Genomic DNA, 18,920 nt, shown 5'->3' on the forward strand with positions numbered 1-18,920 from the left:
CCTCCTTCTTCCATTCTCTTATAATTTAATGTTCAAATTAATCCCATAGCTCCGCGTGGTCGGAAGCGTATGCGTCTCGATACCTTGCAGGTTGTCGGAGGCCGATACCTGTGCTTCGGGGTCGAGGTTGTCGATATACTTCTTGATCATCAGCACGTTGTTGCACATCGCTGAGAGCGTCAGGCCCTTGACGAAGGTATTTTCTCGCAGAAAACGTGACAGGTCGTAGCCGATTGAGAGCGTCCGCCACCGCACGAATGCGCCGTTATACACAAAAGGCGAGGCCAGGTTGGTGCTGCGGTAAGCGGTGTAAAATTGCTCGGCCTCGACACGGGTGGTGTTAGCTTCACCGGTGGCCGTGACACTTTCCAGGAGTACGCCGCCCTCGCGACCTACCAGTGAGGATTTGGATAGTCCTTCACGGAGGAAGTTCAGGTTAGAGTTTGAGAGGATCTTGTTACCAGCCTTGAAATCGACTTGCGTACCAATGCGAATGCCTTTTACATTGATGGTGTTCACCCAGGCACCGACCCATTTCGGGATGGCACTGCCGAAAGTCACGATGTTACCCTGTTGCGGCAACCCGGCAGAGGTAATGATGCGGCCCTGTGCATCGCGCTTGTAGTCGAAACCCCGCAGCGACGCCAGCGGTTTGCCGACTTCATGGGAAACAATCCCGAAAAATTCTCCGGTACCGACATCGAAACGTTGCTGCTTGTCGGCCAGCTCAATTACCTTGCTGATGTTGTAGCTGCCATTAAAACTGGTTTCCCAGGTGAAATTGTCGTTGCGTACGGGTACGATAGTCAGCAAAAACTCCACGCCCTGGTTCCGCAGCTTGCCGACGTTTACCTTGGTCTGGCTAAAACCGGATGCGTTGGAAATGTCGACGTTAAGGATCTCGTCTACGGTGTTTTTACGGTAGAGCGAAAGGTCCAGGTTCAGGCGGCTGTCAAAAGTTTTCATCTCAAGACCGACTTCGGTTTCTTTCACTTTCAGCGGCCGGAGGTTTGCATTCGGGCTGACGGTCGAAGGCAGGTTACCTAATGCCGTACCATTGAAAGGGTTGGCATTGATCCCATAGTAAAGGTTGTTCGAATACGGATCCGTGTCGCCTCCTACTTCCGCATATGCAGCGCGCAGCTTTCCATAGGTGAGCCAGTCGGGGGTATTCTCAAATGCCTGACTGAACACAAAGCTACCGCTCACAGAGGGGTAGAGATAGCTGTTGGAGCCGGGGTTAAGTGTCGAGAACCAGTCGTTGCGGCCGGTGATATTGACGAACAGGAAGTTCTTGTAGGAAAATTCTGCTGCACCGTAAATCGAATTCACTTTCTTTTTGCTGTATCCGTAGTTCGGGGTTTTAACTTGCCCGTTGCCGATTGTATACAGGTCACGCACGTAGAAATTGGTAACCGCCGTCGAAATATTGTCGTTCACCTGAAGCATTTGGTTGCCGCCGAGTGTGATGTCTATCCCAAAGTCGCCGAATGTCCGGTTCGCACCGATGAGAATGTCCATGTTCCGCTCGCGGAATGTCGACACATCCTGGTAATAGTATCCATTGAATCCCGTTGTAACTGCGCTGATGGAGCGCGTACCGGTCGGGCGGTTGTAGTTGTACGGACGCGTGTAGTAATCCTGGCCAATGCGGCCTTGTACGAACAGCCAGTCCGTGAAATCGTACCGTAACGACGTGTTGCCGAAAATCCGGTCGCGACGCACGTTTTCGAAGCGGTCGTAGGCTACCCAGTACGGGTTGTTGCGGTTGGTAAAGCGCGCCAGGGGCATTTCGTTGCCGTTGGCGTCCTTGCGGTTTTTGAGCCAGTCGGCGTCGATGCTGGTAGCCATGGTATAAATGGTGGTGTTCGCATTCATGTCCTGGATACCGATCTGGGGCGGGTTCTTGTTGTACTCGTTGGAATAGTTTGCGTTCAGTTGCGCGGAAAGTTTTTTGGTAAACTTGTAGTTCAACCCGAGGTTGAAGATTTTTTTATGATAAGCCGAATTCGGCATGATCGCATTGGCATCGGTATTTGCAAAAGAGAGGCGGAAATTTCCTTTTTCATTGCCGCCTGATAATGCAACTGAATTGGTAAAACTGGTTCCTGTGCGGTAAAACTTCTTGATACGGTCTTTGTGGGCCACGTAAGGCTGCATACTGCCATCGAACTGGGGTGTCATCGCGCCATCCAGCTTCTCGCCAAATGCAAATACCCCCGAGCTTTGCGCTTCGGCCACGGTGGTAGGACGTTTTCCGAACTCTCCCTGGCCGTATTCGTATTGAAAATCAGTATAATCCAATGCTTCCTGTGCCTGGAAGTTCGAGTTCAGCTCCACACCGATACCCGTCGTTTTGCTGCCGCTTTTAGTGGTGATAATGATCGCACCATCCTTTGCTCGGAAGCCGTACAATGCCGCTGCTGCAGCGCCTTTCAGCACGGTCATTGACTCGATGTCATCCTGGTTAATGCTTTGCAAGCCATCGCCCGCATCGGAAGAACCTCCGGTAGGGTTGCCCGTGCCGTTTCCGTTCGAGCCACCCGCCGAAACGCTGCTGTTGTTAATCGGAATGCCGTTTACAATGATCAGCGGAGAGTTGTTACCCCCAAATGACGACTGGCCGCGGATACGGATCTTCGTAGAACCACCCGGACCGCTCGCAGGCGGCGTCACATTCAAACCGGCTACTTTACCCTGTAAGCTGTTACCGAGGTTGGTCGTGCGGTTGGTTGTCAGTTCTTCGGTATTCACGGTAGCTGTCGAATAGCCGAGTTTTTTGGCGTCGCGCTTGATACCGAGCGCCGTTACCACCACCATTTCGAGGTTGCGGACGTCGGGCGTCATTGAAATATCATAGTTGGATTGATTACCCAGCGGTATTTCCTGTGCCGAGAAGCCCACAGACGAGAATACCAGCGTGCCGTTGCCATCGGGTACGCTTAGTTGAAATGCGCCCTCCGTATCGGTGGCGGTTCCTACTTTCGTGCCTTTCACCACAATGTTCACGCCCGGCAGGGGATTGCCCTTTTCATCCGTGACCCTTCCTGTGATGTTGCGGTCGATATCGCTCTGGTTGCGGATCATCTCCGGCAATGCGCTGCCAGGTTCGGCATTTTTGATTAGTACCACCTGCTTGCCTTCAATCTTGTATGTAATGTTGGCAGATTTGAAAAGATCGTCCAGGATGTCGCCCAGCGGCCTGTCGACGGCATTGATCGACACCTTTCTCTGCGATTTGATCAATGAAGAACTGTATGTAAAACGCAACTGTGTCAGCTTGTTGAGTTTGCCCAGGACGGTCTTCATTTCGAGGTTATTGACCTGGATCGTGATCTTCTGGTTCAGAATATCCTGTGCCCCAACGGTACCTGCTGCTGACACAGTGGCGAATATTAAGACAATTAATAATTGGTAAAGTGATATTCTCATAGCCCTGTAAAGTAGCCGGGATAGATGTCGGTGTTTTTTCATACTTTTGAAAGTTTTGTTCAGGATTGAAATGATGGGACAAAATGCTCCTGTATCGCCGCAGATTCCGGTCCGGGCGAGGGGAGGCGCAGGGCCGGTGATGGCGCAATCATCACTGGCTCTTTATCATTCAAAGGGAAGCAGAGTTACTGGTATGTCATAGGCAAAATTTGGGATTGATGGTAGTTGATTTTAGTTCTGAAAAGGGTTTAGAATTCTGAAAATAGCTACTTCCGCAGCCTAAGTAACTTTAAGAACATCCTTACTACTCCGGCTAACCTTGACTACTCCTGACCGTTCCTGACCACTCCTGACTATTCCTAACCACTCCTGACCGCTCCTGACATTCCCTCAGTTACAACCTTTAGAACGGATCACAACGCGACCATCCGCCATATCATAGCCGGCACCAATAGCCTGGCATATTGCATTCAATCGTTGTTTCAGATTTTCTTCATTGAACTGCGCGCTGATCATGCAGTTCGAAAGCGTTTCCGGCTGGTACACAATGCTGATCCCATATGCCTTTGCCAGCGCGTCGAACGCTTCCGTGACGGGTCTGTCGTCGAACACCTGCTCTTTCTGTACGGCCGATTCAGCCAGTAGCACTGGATTGGCTGTAATGGCTTTTTCCAATTTGTTCTCCTTGCGGTTGAAGACTACCTGCTGATTGGGATTCAGAATCACCCCGGCTGGTCTGGTTCCCAGTGAGGTTTCATATTCCTTCTTGGCATACACCGACACGCGGCCGGTTTTAACAGCCACCATTTCGGTATTATCTCCCGCAAATGCTTTAATGCGGAAGCTCGTGCCGAGGACTTTCGTCACGGTTTCGTGGGTATAAACCAGGAATGGCTGCGCGGGATTTTTGGCCACGTCAAAAAAGGCCTCGCCTGTCAGGTACACGCGGCGCTCATGCGCAGCGAAGTGCCGGGGATACCGGATGCTGCTACCTTTGGCGAGCGTAGCGACGCTGTTGTCGCTCAGGAGCATGGTCATTTCCACTTCCGTAGCATTGGTTTTGACCAGCATTTCGCTTTCAAGCGTGATTTTCTGCCTGTTCCCGGATGGCGTTATCGTGTTATGGGAAATGTAGTAAAGCCAGCTCAATCCCCCGGTAAGCAGCAGTACGGCTGCCGCCTTCCATACCGCCCGTTGATAGAAAGGTAAATGTCCTTCTGCTTTACGCTCTTCGGCGATGCGGGTGATTTCGGCGATGTCGTGCCGCAGCATTTCGTCCGAAAGATCATCTTTGTAGAGGTCATGCACGGCGAGTACGAGCTCTCGTGCACGTGCCGCGACGCCTGCACGATCGGCATTTTGTTGCAGCCATTGCTGCCAGAAACGGTCGAGTTCGGGTGTGGGCGCCATCACCCAGCGCCGGAACGATTCGTCCGTCGCCAGTTCCTCCACGGTAAATATTCGGTGTAAGCTCATTGGCAATGCAAATACGTACAGTTCAGAGCATTTGCAGGCTCTTTAAAACGGTATGTCTGTTTTGCAGGCTGGGATAACCAAAAAAGTCAAAAAAAATTTCGAAAAGTTATAGAAGGGGAGAAAAGGAGGACGGAAAAGGATAGAAAGGATCGAATGGTGTATAAATTTAAAAAGTATTAAATATTTAAATAATTTAGAATGTTTGATACTTTTTAAAAATATAAAATGTATTGAGAAGCGCTGCCGAACCGCTCGTGCAAATCTCTTGATTTGTGTGTACCATTCGCAGGCCTCCGGCCGGACGATACTACACAGATGAAGCTTAACAATGCAACTATCGTATTGACCGGCCGGAGGCCTGAAAATAGTGGGCACGAAGGCGGACCTTCGCGCCATTGCGCCATTGCGACGTGGCCCCTTCCCCTTAATGGATAATAGACATGACCACCAACCAGAAAAATTCCGCTGGCACCCAGATCTCCTTAATCTCTTTCAGCGTCCGGTAAAGCAGATTGGACACGCTCTGGCGGCCGAGGCCCATGATGCTGGCGATATCCTCGTTGTCGAGATTTTGGTAGAAGCGGAGATAGATGATCTCCTGCTGCCGTTTGGATAGAAGGGAAATGATGCGTTTAAGGTGGCCATTCTGGAAGCGGATATGCTCGGCTTCGATGATATTGGTTTCGATGGGCGGGTCCGATGGGTCAGTGTCGAAAATGGCTAACTGCGGCTCGTGGAAGCGTTTGAGGCGTATGCTTTCCTTAATGAGTTTGTGACGGAGCGCTTTGAGCAGGTAAGACTTGACGAATGCGGTTTCGGAGAGAAAGTTGCGGCGTTCCCAAAGTTCGAGGTAAAGTTCCTGGATAGAATCGCGGATGAAATCTGAGTCGGAGGAAAATTTGGTGGCATAGTTGTACAGCGCCCGGTAATGCGTTTGGGCAAGCTGCCCGAGCGCCTCCGCGTCGCCGGCTTTGAACCGCTGCCATAGCCTGATATTCAGCTCGCTGGTATCTGATATGTGTTCTTCCGGATTCAAATCTTTAAAATAACGGCAATGTTGTATTAAATCAATGAATTATACCAGTCAAAGCGGCTGCTTATGGCATTCTCCTTGTGAAATGGCGGTAATTATTCAGTTTCAGGAATATCAGGGGAAATCAGCGGGGCGACGAAACGCCGCCCCGCTGAAAGGCCAATCGGGTTGGCTATTTGACAACTTTCAATTTCCCTTGCATCAGTGAATAATGGCCGGGGAAAGTGCAGACGTATTGGTAGATACCCGCCTGTTTGGGAGCTACAAAATAGATCGCTTCCGATTTTTCGGGCTCCACGATATTGGTATGGAAGAGGACATCATTGGTTTTGGGCACGTAATTCAGTTCTGATCCTTTAAGACCAAGGTTCAAGCCCGCTTCACCCACCGCATTGGCTGCTCCGGGCTTGGTAATGACGAGGTTATGCAGCATATCATCGTTGTTATTGAAGACGACCTTGATTTTGCTTCCCGCTTTCACCTGGATTTCCGAAATATCGAACTTCAAACCTGGCACCGTGCCGATAGTCACCACCTGGTCGGGTCCGTTGGTCCAGCTGGCGGGCATTTCAGTCACGCGTTTGGCTGATGCCGATGTGTTAGCGGCTGCTTCTGTTGCAGGCATCGTGTGGGCGCTGTGATCCACCGCTGCGGCCGCCTTTACGGTCGTTGTGAACTGGGAAGGACTGGCTACCTGCCCGGTCGCTATCTCGTTCAATGTATAATAAGCCGTGGTATGCAGCAGGTTATTGCCATCCGGAGATTTTACGCCTTCGGTTTTGATTTCGTGGATGTAGCCTTTGCGCAATGAGGCCGGATCCACTACCAAACGTACCCTCAGGCCGTCTTCCGATACGATAATGCCTTTGATAGGCACCTCCTCGGTATTGATGATCGGGCTACCGTAAGTGCGGTGATAACGGTAGGTGAAGCTGTTCATTTTATAGGCATCCTGGTCCGCGGCGGCTTTTTTGTCGACCGGACTGGTGAATGTAATCTCAAAGCCATCGGGCGTAGAGCGGACGTTCTTCATTTCGAATGGCATTTTGCCGGTCCACACGAGCCTTTGAATACCAAATTCCTCCTTACCCGTGGCAGACCATCCGCGGCTCGTCTGACCTACGAACAGCGAGCCGTCGAGGCCCCATTCCAGCCGCAGGATACCCGACATAAAGCCTTCCCGGAAGGGGAAAACAGCTCCCTGCCACACGCCATTCACTTTTTCGAGGTCTACACGGGTGATAATGCTATGCCCCTGGTCGCCCACGAACATTTGCCCCGAAAATGGCCCGAATGCGCCGTTAGTAATGTCTTCTTTGAAATCCGAGGTGGAGATACCCACCAATGTGTGAGGGAACCAGACAGCCGGCGGTTTAAGGCCGGGGACCTTCTTGGCCACATCGTAAAGCGGTTCGCCGGTGCTCGGTACGTCTTCGGGAGTCAGTTTGACAGGCGATCCTTCTTCCTTACTCCAACGCAAGCCTGCCGGGTTACCTGCAAAATCGCCTTTTTCAAGGTGCGTCATACGGCCGGAACCTACCCAGTCGCCCTGGTTTTCGGTATAGAAAATATCACCTTTATACGAGCCGAAGCCGGAAGGGGAGCGTAGACCCGTCGCCCAGGGCGTCAGCTTGCCGTCCTGGGCGAGTTTCAGCATCCATCCGCGCCATTTCGACTGGCTCGCGCCGCGGCCCACCCAGTCGAGGTTGAGAGTGACAAGCATTTCGCCGTTCGGCATCGGCACCGGACCGTAGGAATACTGGTGATAATTGCCTGACAACGGCCAGCGTGAGAATGAGTCGTAAACATCCGCCACCCCGTCGTTATCGGTGTCTTCGAGGCGCGTAACCTCGCCGCGCTGCGATACGAGGAAGTCCTTGCCGCGATAATACAAGCCCAGCGGCTCATGCAGGCCCGATGCGAAGCGGTGGAACGAAGGTTTTCCGTCGCCTTTGAGATACGGGTTACCGATCATCCAAACTTCGCCGCGGCGGGTAGAAGTAGCCAGGCGCCCGTCGGGGAGCACCTGCATACCACCGATCTCCATTTTGATGTCCTCGGGAATGGGAATAGTGATAATGCGATAGTAATCGTCGATTTTACTGGGTTTCGACTGCGCAAATGCATTGGTACAGCCGACGGTAATCAGGGTAGTTAAAAGAATATTTTTCATCGATACAAATCAGATAATGAGGTTTTTACCAAAACATTGAATAGCTCGTCGCGTTGGATACGGGAAGGATCAGCTCCTTCATTTCGCCGGCCGGGCGTACGATTGCTTTGGCTTTTTTATCAACCTGCACAAAAAAGCGGTCGTCGATCTGGTAAAGACCTTTCTCTATTTCGGTAATCTGCTTTCCGCTTGCGAGCAGCGAATACAGCGCGCCATCCAGACGGCCTTCCACGCGGAACGTACGCGAAAGGCTGTTGCCGCCGGACACCAGCTCGTCACTCACAGTCGCCGAGCCGATCGCGTAGCGGAACACCGGGTAACCTTTCTGGTCGATCTTGTAACCCAGGAAATTGATATTGGAAGAATCGGGCCATGCTGCATGGGCATTGTCAAGTACAGCCACGCTGCTGCGGCCTGAAACGTGAACCTTCAATCCAGCGGGGAAAAGCAACTGCGGTTCGCCCCGCTCATACCACATTTCAGTCACGTCGGCAAACTGTCCGCGCCACGCTTGTAACAGCGCGCCACGGTTCAGATCGACGGTGTAATTCCAGCCGTCGGGACTTCCTACAGAGATACAGTGCGTACGTTTGTTTTTTTCGCCATCAATCTGAATGAATGAACGTACCATTTCAGGACGCATTTCAGGCGTCACGCTGATGTACGGCTTCGGTTCAGGCTCGGGAAGGGACGACAGCGCGTGCAGGTCGTACGGACGCACCCCCGATTTCTCCACGCGCAGTCCCAATGCGGGCTGGCGCCATGGGAAGCGGGAGTAGTAGACCTTGAACTTGTGTTTACCCTGTGTGAGGTTAATGGAGCCGGTATGCGTTTCCTGCGATGTGGCCTCACCGGACGATACTACGCTTTTGCCGTCGATATCCACTGAAAGTACGGGACCGGAGTAAATGGTCGTGAAGAGATAGTCGCCGGCCTCAGTTACGTCCATGTCGCCTTCGTATACCAGGTGGAACTCACGCATGCCGTTGGTCACTTCCTGCGTTAGCACAGGCGACCGGCCTTCGTGATCGAGCTTGCTATATTCTTTGGCATCCCATTTGTCGGCGTATACTTTGTAGTTCAGATTGCTGATTGACAATGGTTTGCGATTAGCAAGGATTTGGTAACCCACGTTGCGGAATGCGATGGCGCCTTTGGTAACCTCGAATGCGATGGGTTGACCATCAGCGGCAGTTTTGGAATTGGGTAAGTAAACTGTTTCAAGCACAGTAACACCGTTGAGCGAAAGGGTGTTCAGGCGGGCGGAGTTAGGAATATGCTGTACAGATGCGTCATACGAGATTTCAAGCGTCTGCCAAAGACCAGCAGATTTAGCTGCGTTCTGATTTGGAAACTGGCCGATAAAGCCGGAAGTCGATGCGTCCGCTGTCTTTTGCTTGCTGCTGTCGGAGATTTTCACTTTCTGTCCCCCGGGTAGGATAATGTTCCCTTCGGCCCCGGACGAAACGTTGAATTCAATGTAGAGCCGCAGGTCGCTTGCTTTCAGTTTGGTGGCTAGCACGGCCCCGGCATTTCCGACCAGTATGCCATCGCCGACCGTTGTTTTAAGCTTCACTGCGCCGGAAGGGTGGATGGAAATGCCTCCTTGTATCGACCAGTTGGGAGCGGCGCTCTCAAATGCGCTGAGGTCTTTGAGGGGAAGTGGCGAATAGTTTCCCTTCGGTGTCTGGCCCATTACGATCGCCGGACAAGCCAGGAACAGCAGGGAGACTTTCTGAAACAATTGATGCATTGGAATTGATTAAGTGTATTGTTTACAATTAAAAAGCGAAGTTCGGTAATTTTGTTCTATTATATCCGGAAATAGTATGAATTTTTTGAAGGGTTTTGGGACATAGGAAAAGTCTCAGGAGGAGTTGCTCAAAAGTTTAACAATGATGAATGTATACTGTCCCGCGTATAGCGGCCAGGGTTGTGACCCGTTTCAGTGTGCGCAGCATAGTTTGGTCTAATGATTCGAATTGAAATAGTCCTCTTCAAAGATTTTTGTGAATTATTGCAGATGACAACGCGCCAGCCGCTGTCTCAAAGGCCTCATTTTTGTAAAATACTTAGAGACAGTTCGATAAGGAAACATGCGGTTGCTTTTTTTATAAATCTGATTTTGTAAATTTAAAGGGGCACGATGTGGGCGAGCGATCGCAGCGCTTGTGCGGCCGGGGGTGACAGGAGTGATAATTAGTAAGATTTCCAAGCATTGATCAGTATTCTGTACCAGCTATCGGGGATGTAAGCCATATCGCTGGATTTGTTGATGTTATGTTAATAAATACTTAACATAATAAACTGCATTTAACCGGATTTTTGCGTTTTCCAAGGCGGATTTTTGCCTGCTGCATTCTTTTCTCACCTATAACAACCTAAGTGCTCATGATCAAAAAATTCTACTTATGCTTCCGGCTGAGTATTTTCAGAAGAAGCGCGTACACGGGGCTTATGCTCACGGGGCTGCTTTACTGCCATGCGGGCATTGCCCAGTCGGTGGTGACCGGGCAGGTGACCTCCGACGACGACAAGCTGCCGCTGGCCGGTGTGAGTGTGATCGAAAAAGGAACCAATAATGGTACGGTAACGGATTCGAACGGTAAGTATCAGATCAATCTCAAGGGGGCGAATTCGGTGCTGACGTTCTCCTTCCTGGGCTACGTGTCGCGCGATGTAGCGGTAAACGGCCGTTCAATAGCAGATGTTATACTCTTTGCAGATCAGAAGCAGTTGCAGGAAGTGGTTGTAACGGCTTTGGGTATCAAAAAGGACGTCCGTAAGCTGGGTTACGCAGTGCAGGAGCTGAAAGGCGAAAGCATTGTGACGGCGCGCGAGACCAACATTGTCAATCAGTTAGCCGGTAAAGTGGCCGGAGTAACGGTGGTGGGAAGCCCGTCGGGTATTGGTGGTTCCGCGCGCGTGACGATCCGGGGCGAGCGGTCGGTGGATTTGAACAAAAACCAGCCGCTGTACGTGATCGACGGGGTGCCAATCAGCAATTCCATCACCGGCGGTTCTGGCCAGGGTAACCTTGAAGTCGATTTCGGGAATGGCGCAAGTTTCATCAACCCCGACGACGTGGAAACAATGAGCGTACTGAAAGGACCTGCCGCCGCCGCACTTTACGGTTCCAGGGCTGCCAACGGGGTGATTCTCATAACTACTAAATCCGGTAAAGGCAACAAGGGCATCGGTGTCGAGGTAAACAGTAACACCACTTTCGAGCGTGCATTGAAACTGCCTGAATACCAGAACAAATACGGCCAGGGTAATGGTAACGGGGGCGATTTCGCATTCGTGAATGGCGCCGGTGGCGGCCTCACCGACGGTACCGACGAAGGCTGGGGACCTGAATTCAAAGGCCAGAGCTACCCGCAATATAACTCGCCGCGCACGCTGAATGGCCAGGCGATCCCTTTCCTTGGCGGCGACCTGAATGCACCGGCCGGGAGCGTTATCACACCGACTCCCTGGTTGCCGGACGTAGACGGATTGAAAAACTTCCTGCGCACGGGTCGTACGCTGACGAACAACATCGCGTTGATCGGCAATAACGACCAGGGGAGCTTCCGTTTGTCGTATACTAATCTGGATCAAACGGGGATTGTGCCTAATACGGATCTGAAACGCCATACTGTCTCATTGAGTGCAGGTTATAATCTTACAAAGAAGTTCTCGGCCAAGACATTCGTGAGCTATATCAAAAGTGCGAGCGGCAACCGACCGTCGATCAGCTACGGTACGGAAAGCATTATGTACTTGTTCAACTGCTGGCTGCCGCGTTCGGTGAAGGTTTCGGACATGGAACGTTTATGGATGAACGGTCTGGAAGGCCGGCGCCAGTTCAGCTGGAACTACAACTACCACGATAACCCGTACCTGACCGTTTACGAAAACACCAACGGCCAGGATGTGAACCGCATTATCGGTAACGTGATCCTCAAATACGATTTCACCGACTGGCTGAGCCTGCAAGTACGCACAGCGACCGACTGGGGTAACGAGCGCCGCGAATACCACCGTGCATTCAGTACCCAGCGTTTCCCGTTCGGGCAGTACCGCGAGGTGAAAGTGAATACGGAAGAGCGCAACACCGACTTCCTGTTGTCGTTTAACAAGGATATTAACAAGGATTTCAATGTGTCGGCCACGTTCGGCGGCAACCAGAACCGCCAGAGCTCGATTTACGATGAGGAAAATGCGGGTCAGTTGAACCTGCCGGGCATTTACAACCTCACCAATTCGCGCATTGCGCTGGTGGCGTCGCAGAGCAGGGTAGGCAAGCGCATCAACAGCTTATACGGTTCTGCATCGGTATCGTTCCGCAATTACCTGTTCCTGGACATCACCGCGCGTAACGACTGGAGTAGCGCATTGACGCTCCCGACGGCCTTGAAAGCTTTCGGTACCGAGAATAACTCGTATTTCTATCCGTCGGTGGCTTTGAGCGCCGTGGTGAGTGATATGGTGAAGCTTCCCGAAGTGATTTCTTTTGCCAAAGCCCGTGCCAGCTTCGCGCAGGTAGGTAATGATACCGATCCGTTTACATTCACGCAGGCCTATAACCCGAGCACACCTTTCGGAAGCTCGCAGATTTACGGTGAAACAGATCGTTTGGCCAACCTGAACCTGAAACCGGAGATCAGTACCGCTTATGAAATCGGTGCGGACCTGCGTTTCTTCAAGAACCGCGTCGGTCTGGATTTCACCTACTATCAAAGCAAAACCAAGAACCAGATCCTGCAAATCCCCCTTTCGTCGACAACAGGCTACAACGGCCGGTTTTTCAATGCGGGTGAGATCAAAAACTGGGGTTTTGAAACTATGTTGAACGTTACTCCTGTGGAAATCAATGATTTCAAATGGAATATCGGCGTCAACTTCTCGGCCAACCGCAGCAAGGTGCTCGAATTGTCCGACGGCATTACCAACTTCGTGATGGCGAGCAAAGGTGTGAGCATTGAGGCGCGCGTGGGCGAGCGCATGGGGGATATGTACGGGATCGCATTCGCGCGTGTACAGAACGCAAGCCCCTCATTACCTTACTACGACGCAACAGGTCAAAATGTGGGACAGATCGTGTACAAAGACGGTCGCCCGGTACCGACTACCAACGTCCAGAAAATGGGCAACTACAACCCCGACTGGCTGGCGGGTATTTCCAATCAGTTCAATTATAAGAATGTGAAATTCAGCTTCCTGTTTGACGTTCGCCACGGAGGCAAAATCTTCTCTGAAACACAAGTGGTAGGCCGCGAGGGGGGCATTATCAAGGAAACTCTCGAAGGCCGCGCGGATGGTTACGATCTGAGCAAACCCGGCAACGGCGTGATCGGTGACGGCGTGGTGCAGAATGCAGACGGTACTTTCAGCAAAAACGACGTGAAACTGACTGCCCGCGCATGGCACACAGCCTTTACCGGCGGCCGTAATATCGCCGAAGGGGTAATGTATGACGCATCGTTCGTGAAACTGCGCGAAGTACAACTGGGCTATTCCATTCCGAACCGCCTCCTGGGCAATTCGCCGCTGAAAAACATCACGGTTTCATTCGTGGCGCGCAACCTCGCATTGTGGTCGAAAGTACCGCACGTGGATCCAGAAACAATGGCTTACAACGGCGGGACTGCATTGCCAGGTATCGAATACATGTCGATCCCTTCGAGCCGCAGCTATGGTTTCAATGTGAGTTTCAAACTGTAAAATTTCAATTGGAAAACAATGAAAAAGCTTATTCCGATATATATCATAGCAGCGCTGACCTTGTCGGCGGGGGCATGTACCAACGACTTTGAAGAAATTAACACCAATAAAAACGTGCCGAACGACGTTACGCCCGACCTGCTCCTGGCCGGCGTGATCCGGAACATGGTGAACAGCCAGGTGAACGACGCCTGGGGCATTGGCAACATCGTGGTGCAGCACCACGCCAAAATCCAGTTCGTGAACGAGGACCGCTACCTATGGGGCCAGCAAAACAGCATCTGGGACAACGTGTACGGCAATATGCGTAATGTCAAAAACATCCTCGATCAGGTTGGTACGGACGATGCCAATGCTTACAAGGGTATCGCGCTGATCCTGAAATCATGGATGTTCGCATTGGCGACCGATGCCTATGGGGATATTCCTTACACTGAGGCGACCAAAGGCAAGACAGACGGTGTTTATTTGCCCAAATACGACACGCAGGAGAGCGTTTACGCAGGCGTGCTGGCTGACCTTAAAGCCGCCAACGATATCCTTGCCAATAGCTCCACGGCGGTTTCAGGGGACATCCTTTTTGGAGGCGGTACGGGCTCGCTGATCAAATGGCGGAAACTTGCAAACTCGCTTCGCCTGCGTTACCTGATGCGTATCTCGAAGCAGAAGGATGTGAAGGCTGACATGCAGGCGATCCTCGCTGATCCTGCTAAAAACCCGATTTTCGAGGGGATTCAGGACAATGCCGAATTGAAATACCTTGCAGCCGCGCCAAACCAATGGACATTGTACGGAGCGCGTGTGGGGTCGTTCGATGAGTTCCGCGTGAGCAAGACGCTCAGTGACCGCCTGACGGCTTTGAAAGACCCTCGCCTGATGGTTTTCGGTCGTCCGTCGCAGTCGTCGGTAGCAGCCGGGAAACCGGTAATTGAGGGTGTACCCAACGGATTGGGCGATGTGCCGGCATTGAACTATAACGGCGGTCCGCAAGGCGTTTCGCGCGTGGGTTACACGTTCGCGTGCCTCGTGTGCAACGATCCCGGACAAGCGCCGCCAGATCCCGCAGCACCGCGCGGAATCATTATGAACTACTCCGAGTTGCAATTCATTCTCGCGGAAGCCAGGGAAAAAGGCTGGATAACTACCGGCACTGCGGAAGGTTACTATACCAAAGGCATTCAGAGCAATTTTGATTACTGGAAAAGCGTGGTACCATCGTCGTACGGCATTAACGTGACGCCGGATCCATCCTATTTCACGCAACCCGCTGTGGCTTACACTGGTACAAGCGCGGAGAAACTGGGCAAAATAGCATTGCAAAAATGGATTGCCTATTATTTCAATGGCCTCGAAGCATGGTTCGACTGGCGGCGTACAGGCATGCCGGAGATCAAACCCGGACCTGATAACCTGAATCAGAACCGCGTACCGGTGCGCTTCATTTACCCGCTATCGGAACAATCCCTGAACGGCGCCAACCGCGAAGAAGCGGTCAAACGACAAGGGACGGATGATTTGAATACGCGGACTTGGGTGGCGAAATAAGGAACGTCAGGTGTAGTCAGATGTAGTCATGTGTAGTCAAGTTTAGTCACGTGTGGTCAACTTTGGGTGACTACGAATAATCAACGACGATTGTAATTACAAAACCTGACTATACCTGACTACATCTGACCAAACCCTTCCTCCCCAAAATCAATGCGCTTCCAGCCAGTTAGCACCGACACCGATCCCTGTCTCCATCCTCACCGCCATAGGGATCGCATTGCGCATCAACTCATCCACTTTTTCTTTCAGTAAATCGATTTCGCTGTAATGCGCATCGAAAACCAATTCGTCATGCACTTGCAGGATCATGCGCGATTTGAGCTTTTCGCTGGTCATCCAGTCGTGGATATTGATCATTGCAACTTTGATCATATCGGCGGCAGAGCCCTGGATCGGGGCGTTAATGGCGTTTCGTTCGGCGTAACCGCGGTTGGTCTGGTTGCGGGAATTGATATCCGGCAAATACCGGCGGCGGCCGAGAATGGTTTCTACGTACTCGCGTTCGCGGGCATCGTTCACGACTTTATCCATATAGCCCTTCACAGCCGGGAATTCTTCGAAGTAGGCGCGGATGATCTCGCTCGCTTCCCCGCGTGGAATGCCTAGGCGTTGCGCGAGACCGAATGCCGAAATGCCGTAAATGATACCGAAATTGACCATTTTGGATTTGCGGCGCATGTCCGGAGTCACTTCTTCCAAGGGCACCTGAAATACCTTGCTGGCGGTTGTCGCGTGAATATCCCGGCCCTGGTTGAAGGCCTCGGTCATACTCGCGTCGCCGCTGAATGCTGCCATAATGCGCAGCTCGATCTGCGAATAATCCGCCGACAGGATCTGGAAATCGTCGGAATCGGGCACGAATGCCTTGCGGATTTCACGCCCACGCGGCGTGCGGATCGGGATGTTTTGCAGGTTCGGGTTCGTCGAGCTCAGACGCCCGGTTGCTGCAACGGCCTGATTGTAAGAGGTATGGATACGGCCCGTGCGGCTGCTTACCATCGTAGGTAATGCATCCACATAAGTCGATTTAAGCTTCTGTAACTCTCGGTAATCCAGTATTTTACGGGCAATGAGGTGGTTCGCTTCAAGGTCCGAAAGAATCTCTTCACCTGTCGCGTACTGTCCGGTTTTAGTCTTTTTCGGCTTGTCGATCAGCTTCATTTTCTCGAAAAGGATCTCGCCAAGCTGCTTCGGAGAGCTGATATTGAACGATTGGCCGGCTGCCTCGTAAATTTCGGATTCGGTCTGGCGAAGGTCGGATTCCAGTACTGTCGACATCTCTTTCAATGCATTGATGTCCAGCCTCACACCGGTATTTTCCATGGAAGCCAGCACTTTCGTCAGCGGCATTTCAACCTCATGGAAGAGCTTCGCAGCATTTACTTTCGGCAGTTCGCGGCTAAAAATCGTGTTGAGCTGGAAAGTAATGTCGGCATCTTCACCGGCATACTGTGTGATTTCCGGTATCGCGACGTCGCGCATATTGCCTTGTTTTCCGCCTTTTTTACCAATAAGCTCTGTGATCGACACTGGTTCGTAATTTAGGTAGGAAGCGGCCAGAATGTCCATTCCGTGGCGCTTGTCCGGTTGCAGCAGGTAATGTGCAAGCATAGTGTCGCTCAGTTTGCCACGAACGTCGACACCATAGTTTTTCAGCACGAGCAGGTCGTATTTGATATTCTGGCCGATTTTTTCAATGTTTTCATTCTCGAAAACGCCGCGGAAGTGCTCGACGATTTCCTGCGCTTTGGCCTGGTCGGCGGGGACAGGAATGTAAAACGCTTCCCCTGCGAGGTATGAGAACGACAGTCCTACCAGCTCGGCATCGGTGGTATCGAGCGACGTGGTTTCGGTGTCGAAGCAAAAAGCATCCTGCAAGCTCAGATAATGCGCAAGACTGGTCATCAGTTCAGGCGTATCCACGGTGTGGTAGCGGTGGAAAGTATTGGCGATGGTCCGCTTCGACGTCGGAATGCGGATTTCGTCGGTATCCTCGACCAGTTCGCCGTCGGTCAGGTCACCGCTGACGACCGCCGGCTGCTGCCCGATCTCTTCTGTTGGATTACCGAAGATGTCGAGCTGGCCTTTGGAAGCGGCTTTGCGGGCTTGTGGAGCGCCTGTGCGCGCACCCGGAGCAGGAGCTCCAAGCGATCCTGTAGAAGCTCCGCCCGAACCACCGAGAACGCGGGTTTTCAGGGTTTTGAATTCCAGTTCGTCGAACAGTTCGGCAATGAGCTCTGCATTCGGCGCGCAGACGGTCAGGTCTTCGGCGTCGAATGGCACAGGCGCTTTGCAATCGATCGTCGCAAGTTGCTTGCTTAGCACGGCCTTATCGAAGTTCTCCCGGATTTTTTCTCCGAGTTTTCCCTTAATTTCATCGGCGTGTGTAATCAGATTTTCGATCGTGTCGTATTCCTGGATGAGTTTTTGGGCCGTTTTTTCGCCCACGCCGGGAATGCCGGGGATATTGTCGACGGCGTCGCCCATCAGGCCGAGAATATCGATCACCTGGTCGATGCGCTGGATTTGCCAGCGATCGAGTATTTCTTGTACGCCCAGCACTTCGGCGCCTTTACCGAGGAATGCGGGTTTGTAAATGTGAATGTATTGTTCGACCAGCTGCCCGTAATCCTTGTCGGGTGTCATCATGAAAACCTCGAAACCTTCGCGGGACGCCTCCTTCGCAATGGTGCCAATGATGTCGTCGGCCTCATAGCCGTCCAGTTCGAGAATCGGAATGCACATGCCTTTCAGCAGGCGCTTCACAAGGGGAATGGCCACGGTAATATCCTCCGGCTGTGCTTCGCGCTGGGCTTTGTAAGCCTCGAACTGCACATGACGGAAAGTAGGCGCAGCGGTGTCGAATGCAACGCCGATGTGGGTTGGTTTCTCTTTTTGCAGTACTTCGAGCAGTGTGTTGGTGAAGCCGAAAACGGCGCTGGTATTCAGTCCTTTTGAAGTGATGCGAGGCGCCTTGATGAACGCGAAATGGGCCCTGTAAATCAAGGCCATAGCGTCCAGAAGGAATAGCTTGTGAACGGGTTTTTCCATGAGGTAAGTTTATGATCGAAACTCAAATATAATGTAACTGCGGCGACAGACAGGGTTTGCCGGCGGTTTTTTGTGGAATTGCGGGAGAAGTATTGTTAGGATATTACAATTGGTAATAATTAAAAGTTTTATATGATTTAATAGAATGGTACTATTCAAATGGCTTATTAAAACAAATATGTACTTAAAGGTTAATATTGACGGTATTGATTTAAGATATAAAAGGTATTATAAGTAATATATTTTTAAAATGTTTTTTATGTATTATAAGTATAATTATTTTAATAATAATAAAAAAGAACAAAATCTTTAAAAGTATTATACATCTGATATGACATATTTATAAAAAGAATTTAAAGGTATATACTTGTTAAAAGTATTATCATATTAAAAGTATAAGACTAATAGTAAGTATTAAATAATGTAAATTGCTGATAATTAGCTATATAAAACCCGATCCCGCATATGAGAAATATTTTCTTACTTTTAGCTATTGTG

The 18,920-nt window shown here is 51.3% G+C and carries 8 protein-coding genes; 2 read left to right on the forward strand and 6 right to left on the reverse strand.

From position 1 onward, the window contains the following. Nucleotides 1-18 precede the first annotated feature (18 nt). The 5 genes from AC2YIT_RS08340 to AC2YIT_RS08360 all read right to left on the reverse strand — a co-directional run bounded on the left by AC2YIT_RS08340 (nt 19) and on the right by AC2YIT_RS08360 (nt 9,867). The gene (locus tag AC2YIT_RS08340; RefSeq protein ID WP_487278876.1) at nt 19-3,384 is read right to left on the reverse strand and encodes a SusC/RagA family TonB-linked outer membrane protein; all 3,366 of its coding nucleotides are present in this window, start codon (nt 3,382-3,384) and stop codon (nt 19-21) included. Nucleotides 3,385-3,822: 438 nt separating this feature from the next. Then, nucleotides 3,823-4,908 (reverse strand): FecR family protein, encoded by a 1,086-nt coding sequence (locus tag AC2YIT_RS08345; protein WP_430848306.1) that lies wholly within the window; start codon nt 4,906-4,908, stop codon nt 3,823-3,825. 424 nt (nt 4,909-5,332) lie between these two features. After that, a complete protein-coding gene (locus tag AC2YIT_RS08350; RefSeq protein ID WP_487278877.1) occupies nt 5,333-5,944 on the reverse strand; it encodes an RNA polymerase sigma factor in 612 nt (203 codons plus the stop codon). A 169-nt stretch (nt 5,945-6,113) separates the two neighbouring features. After that, entirely contained in the window at nt 6,114-8,114 is a 2,001-nt protein-coding gene (locus tag AC2YIT_RS08355; protein WP_487278878.1) for a plastocyanin/azurin family copper-binding protein, read from the reverse strand. 25 nt (nt 8,115-8,139) lie between these two features. Next, a complete protein-coding gene (locus AC2YIT_RS08360; protein ID WP_487278879.1) occupies nt 8,140-9,867 on the reverse strand; it encodes a 3-keto-alpha-glucoside-1,2-lyase-like domain-containing protein in 1,728 nt (575 codons plus the stop codon). 638 nt (nt 9,868-10,505) lie between these two features. On the opposite strand from AC2YIT_RS08360, the gene AC2YIT_RS08365 reads away from it, so the two are divergent. Both AC2YIT_RS08365 and AC2YIT_RS08370 read left to right on the forward strand, forming a co-directional pair. Continuing rightward, nucleotides 10,506-13,823, forward strand: a complete 3,318-nt coding sequence (locus tag AC2YIT_RS08365; RefSeq protein WP_430848314.1) for a SusC/RagA family TonB-linked outer membrane protein — start codon at nt 10,506-10,508, stop codon at nt 13,821-13,823. Between the two features lie 18 nt (nt 13,824-13,841). Then, nucleotides 13,842-15,368, forward strand: coding sequence for a SusD/RagB family nutrient-binding outer membrane lipoprotein (locus tag AC2YIT_RS08370; RefSeq protein WP_487278880.1), 1,527 nt, complete (start codon nt 13,842-13,844; stop codon nt 15,366-15,368). Between the two features lie 150 nt (nt 15,369-15,518). On the opposite strand, the gene polA is transcribed toward AC2YIT_RS08370, so the two are convergent. Further along, nucleotides 15,519-18,422: a DNA polymerase I gene (polA, locus tag AC2YIT_RS08375; protein WP_487278881.1), complete on the reverse strand. Its 2,904-nt coding sequence runs from the start codon at nt 18,420-18,422 to the stop codon at nt 15,519-15,521. Between the last annotated feature and the right edge of the window lie 498 nt (nt 18,423-18,920).

The organism is Dyadobacter sp. SRI_021 (genome assembly GCF_057586235.1).

Bases quoted from the DNA above. Each gene is read 5' to 3' on its own strand.
- AC2YIT_RS08355 (WP_487278878.1), bottom strand. From the start codon at position 8,114: ATGAAAAATATTCTTTTAACTACCCTGATTACCGTCGGCTGTACCAAT.
- AC2YIT_RS08370 (WP_487278880.1), top strand. From the start codon at position 13,842: ATGAAAAAGCTTATTCCGATATATATCATAGCAGCGCTGACCTTGTCG.
- polA (WP_487278881.1), bottom strand. From the start codon at position 18,422: ATGGAAAAACCCGTTCACAAGCTATTCCTTCTGGACGCTATGGCCTTG.
- AC2YIT_RS08360 (WP_487278879.1), bottom strand. From the start codon at position 9,867: ATGCATCAATTGTTTCAGAAAGTCTCCCTGCTGTTCCTGGCTTGTCCG.
- AC2YIT_RS08345 (WP_430848306.1), bottom strand. From the start codon at position 4,908: ATGAGCTTACACCGAATATTTACCGTGGAGGAACTGGCGACGGACGAA.
- AC2YIT_RS08365 (WP_430848314.1), top strand. From the start codon at position 10,506: ATGATCAAAAAATTCTACTTATGCTTCCGGCTGAGTATTTTCAGAAGA.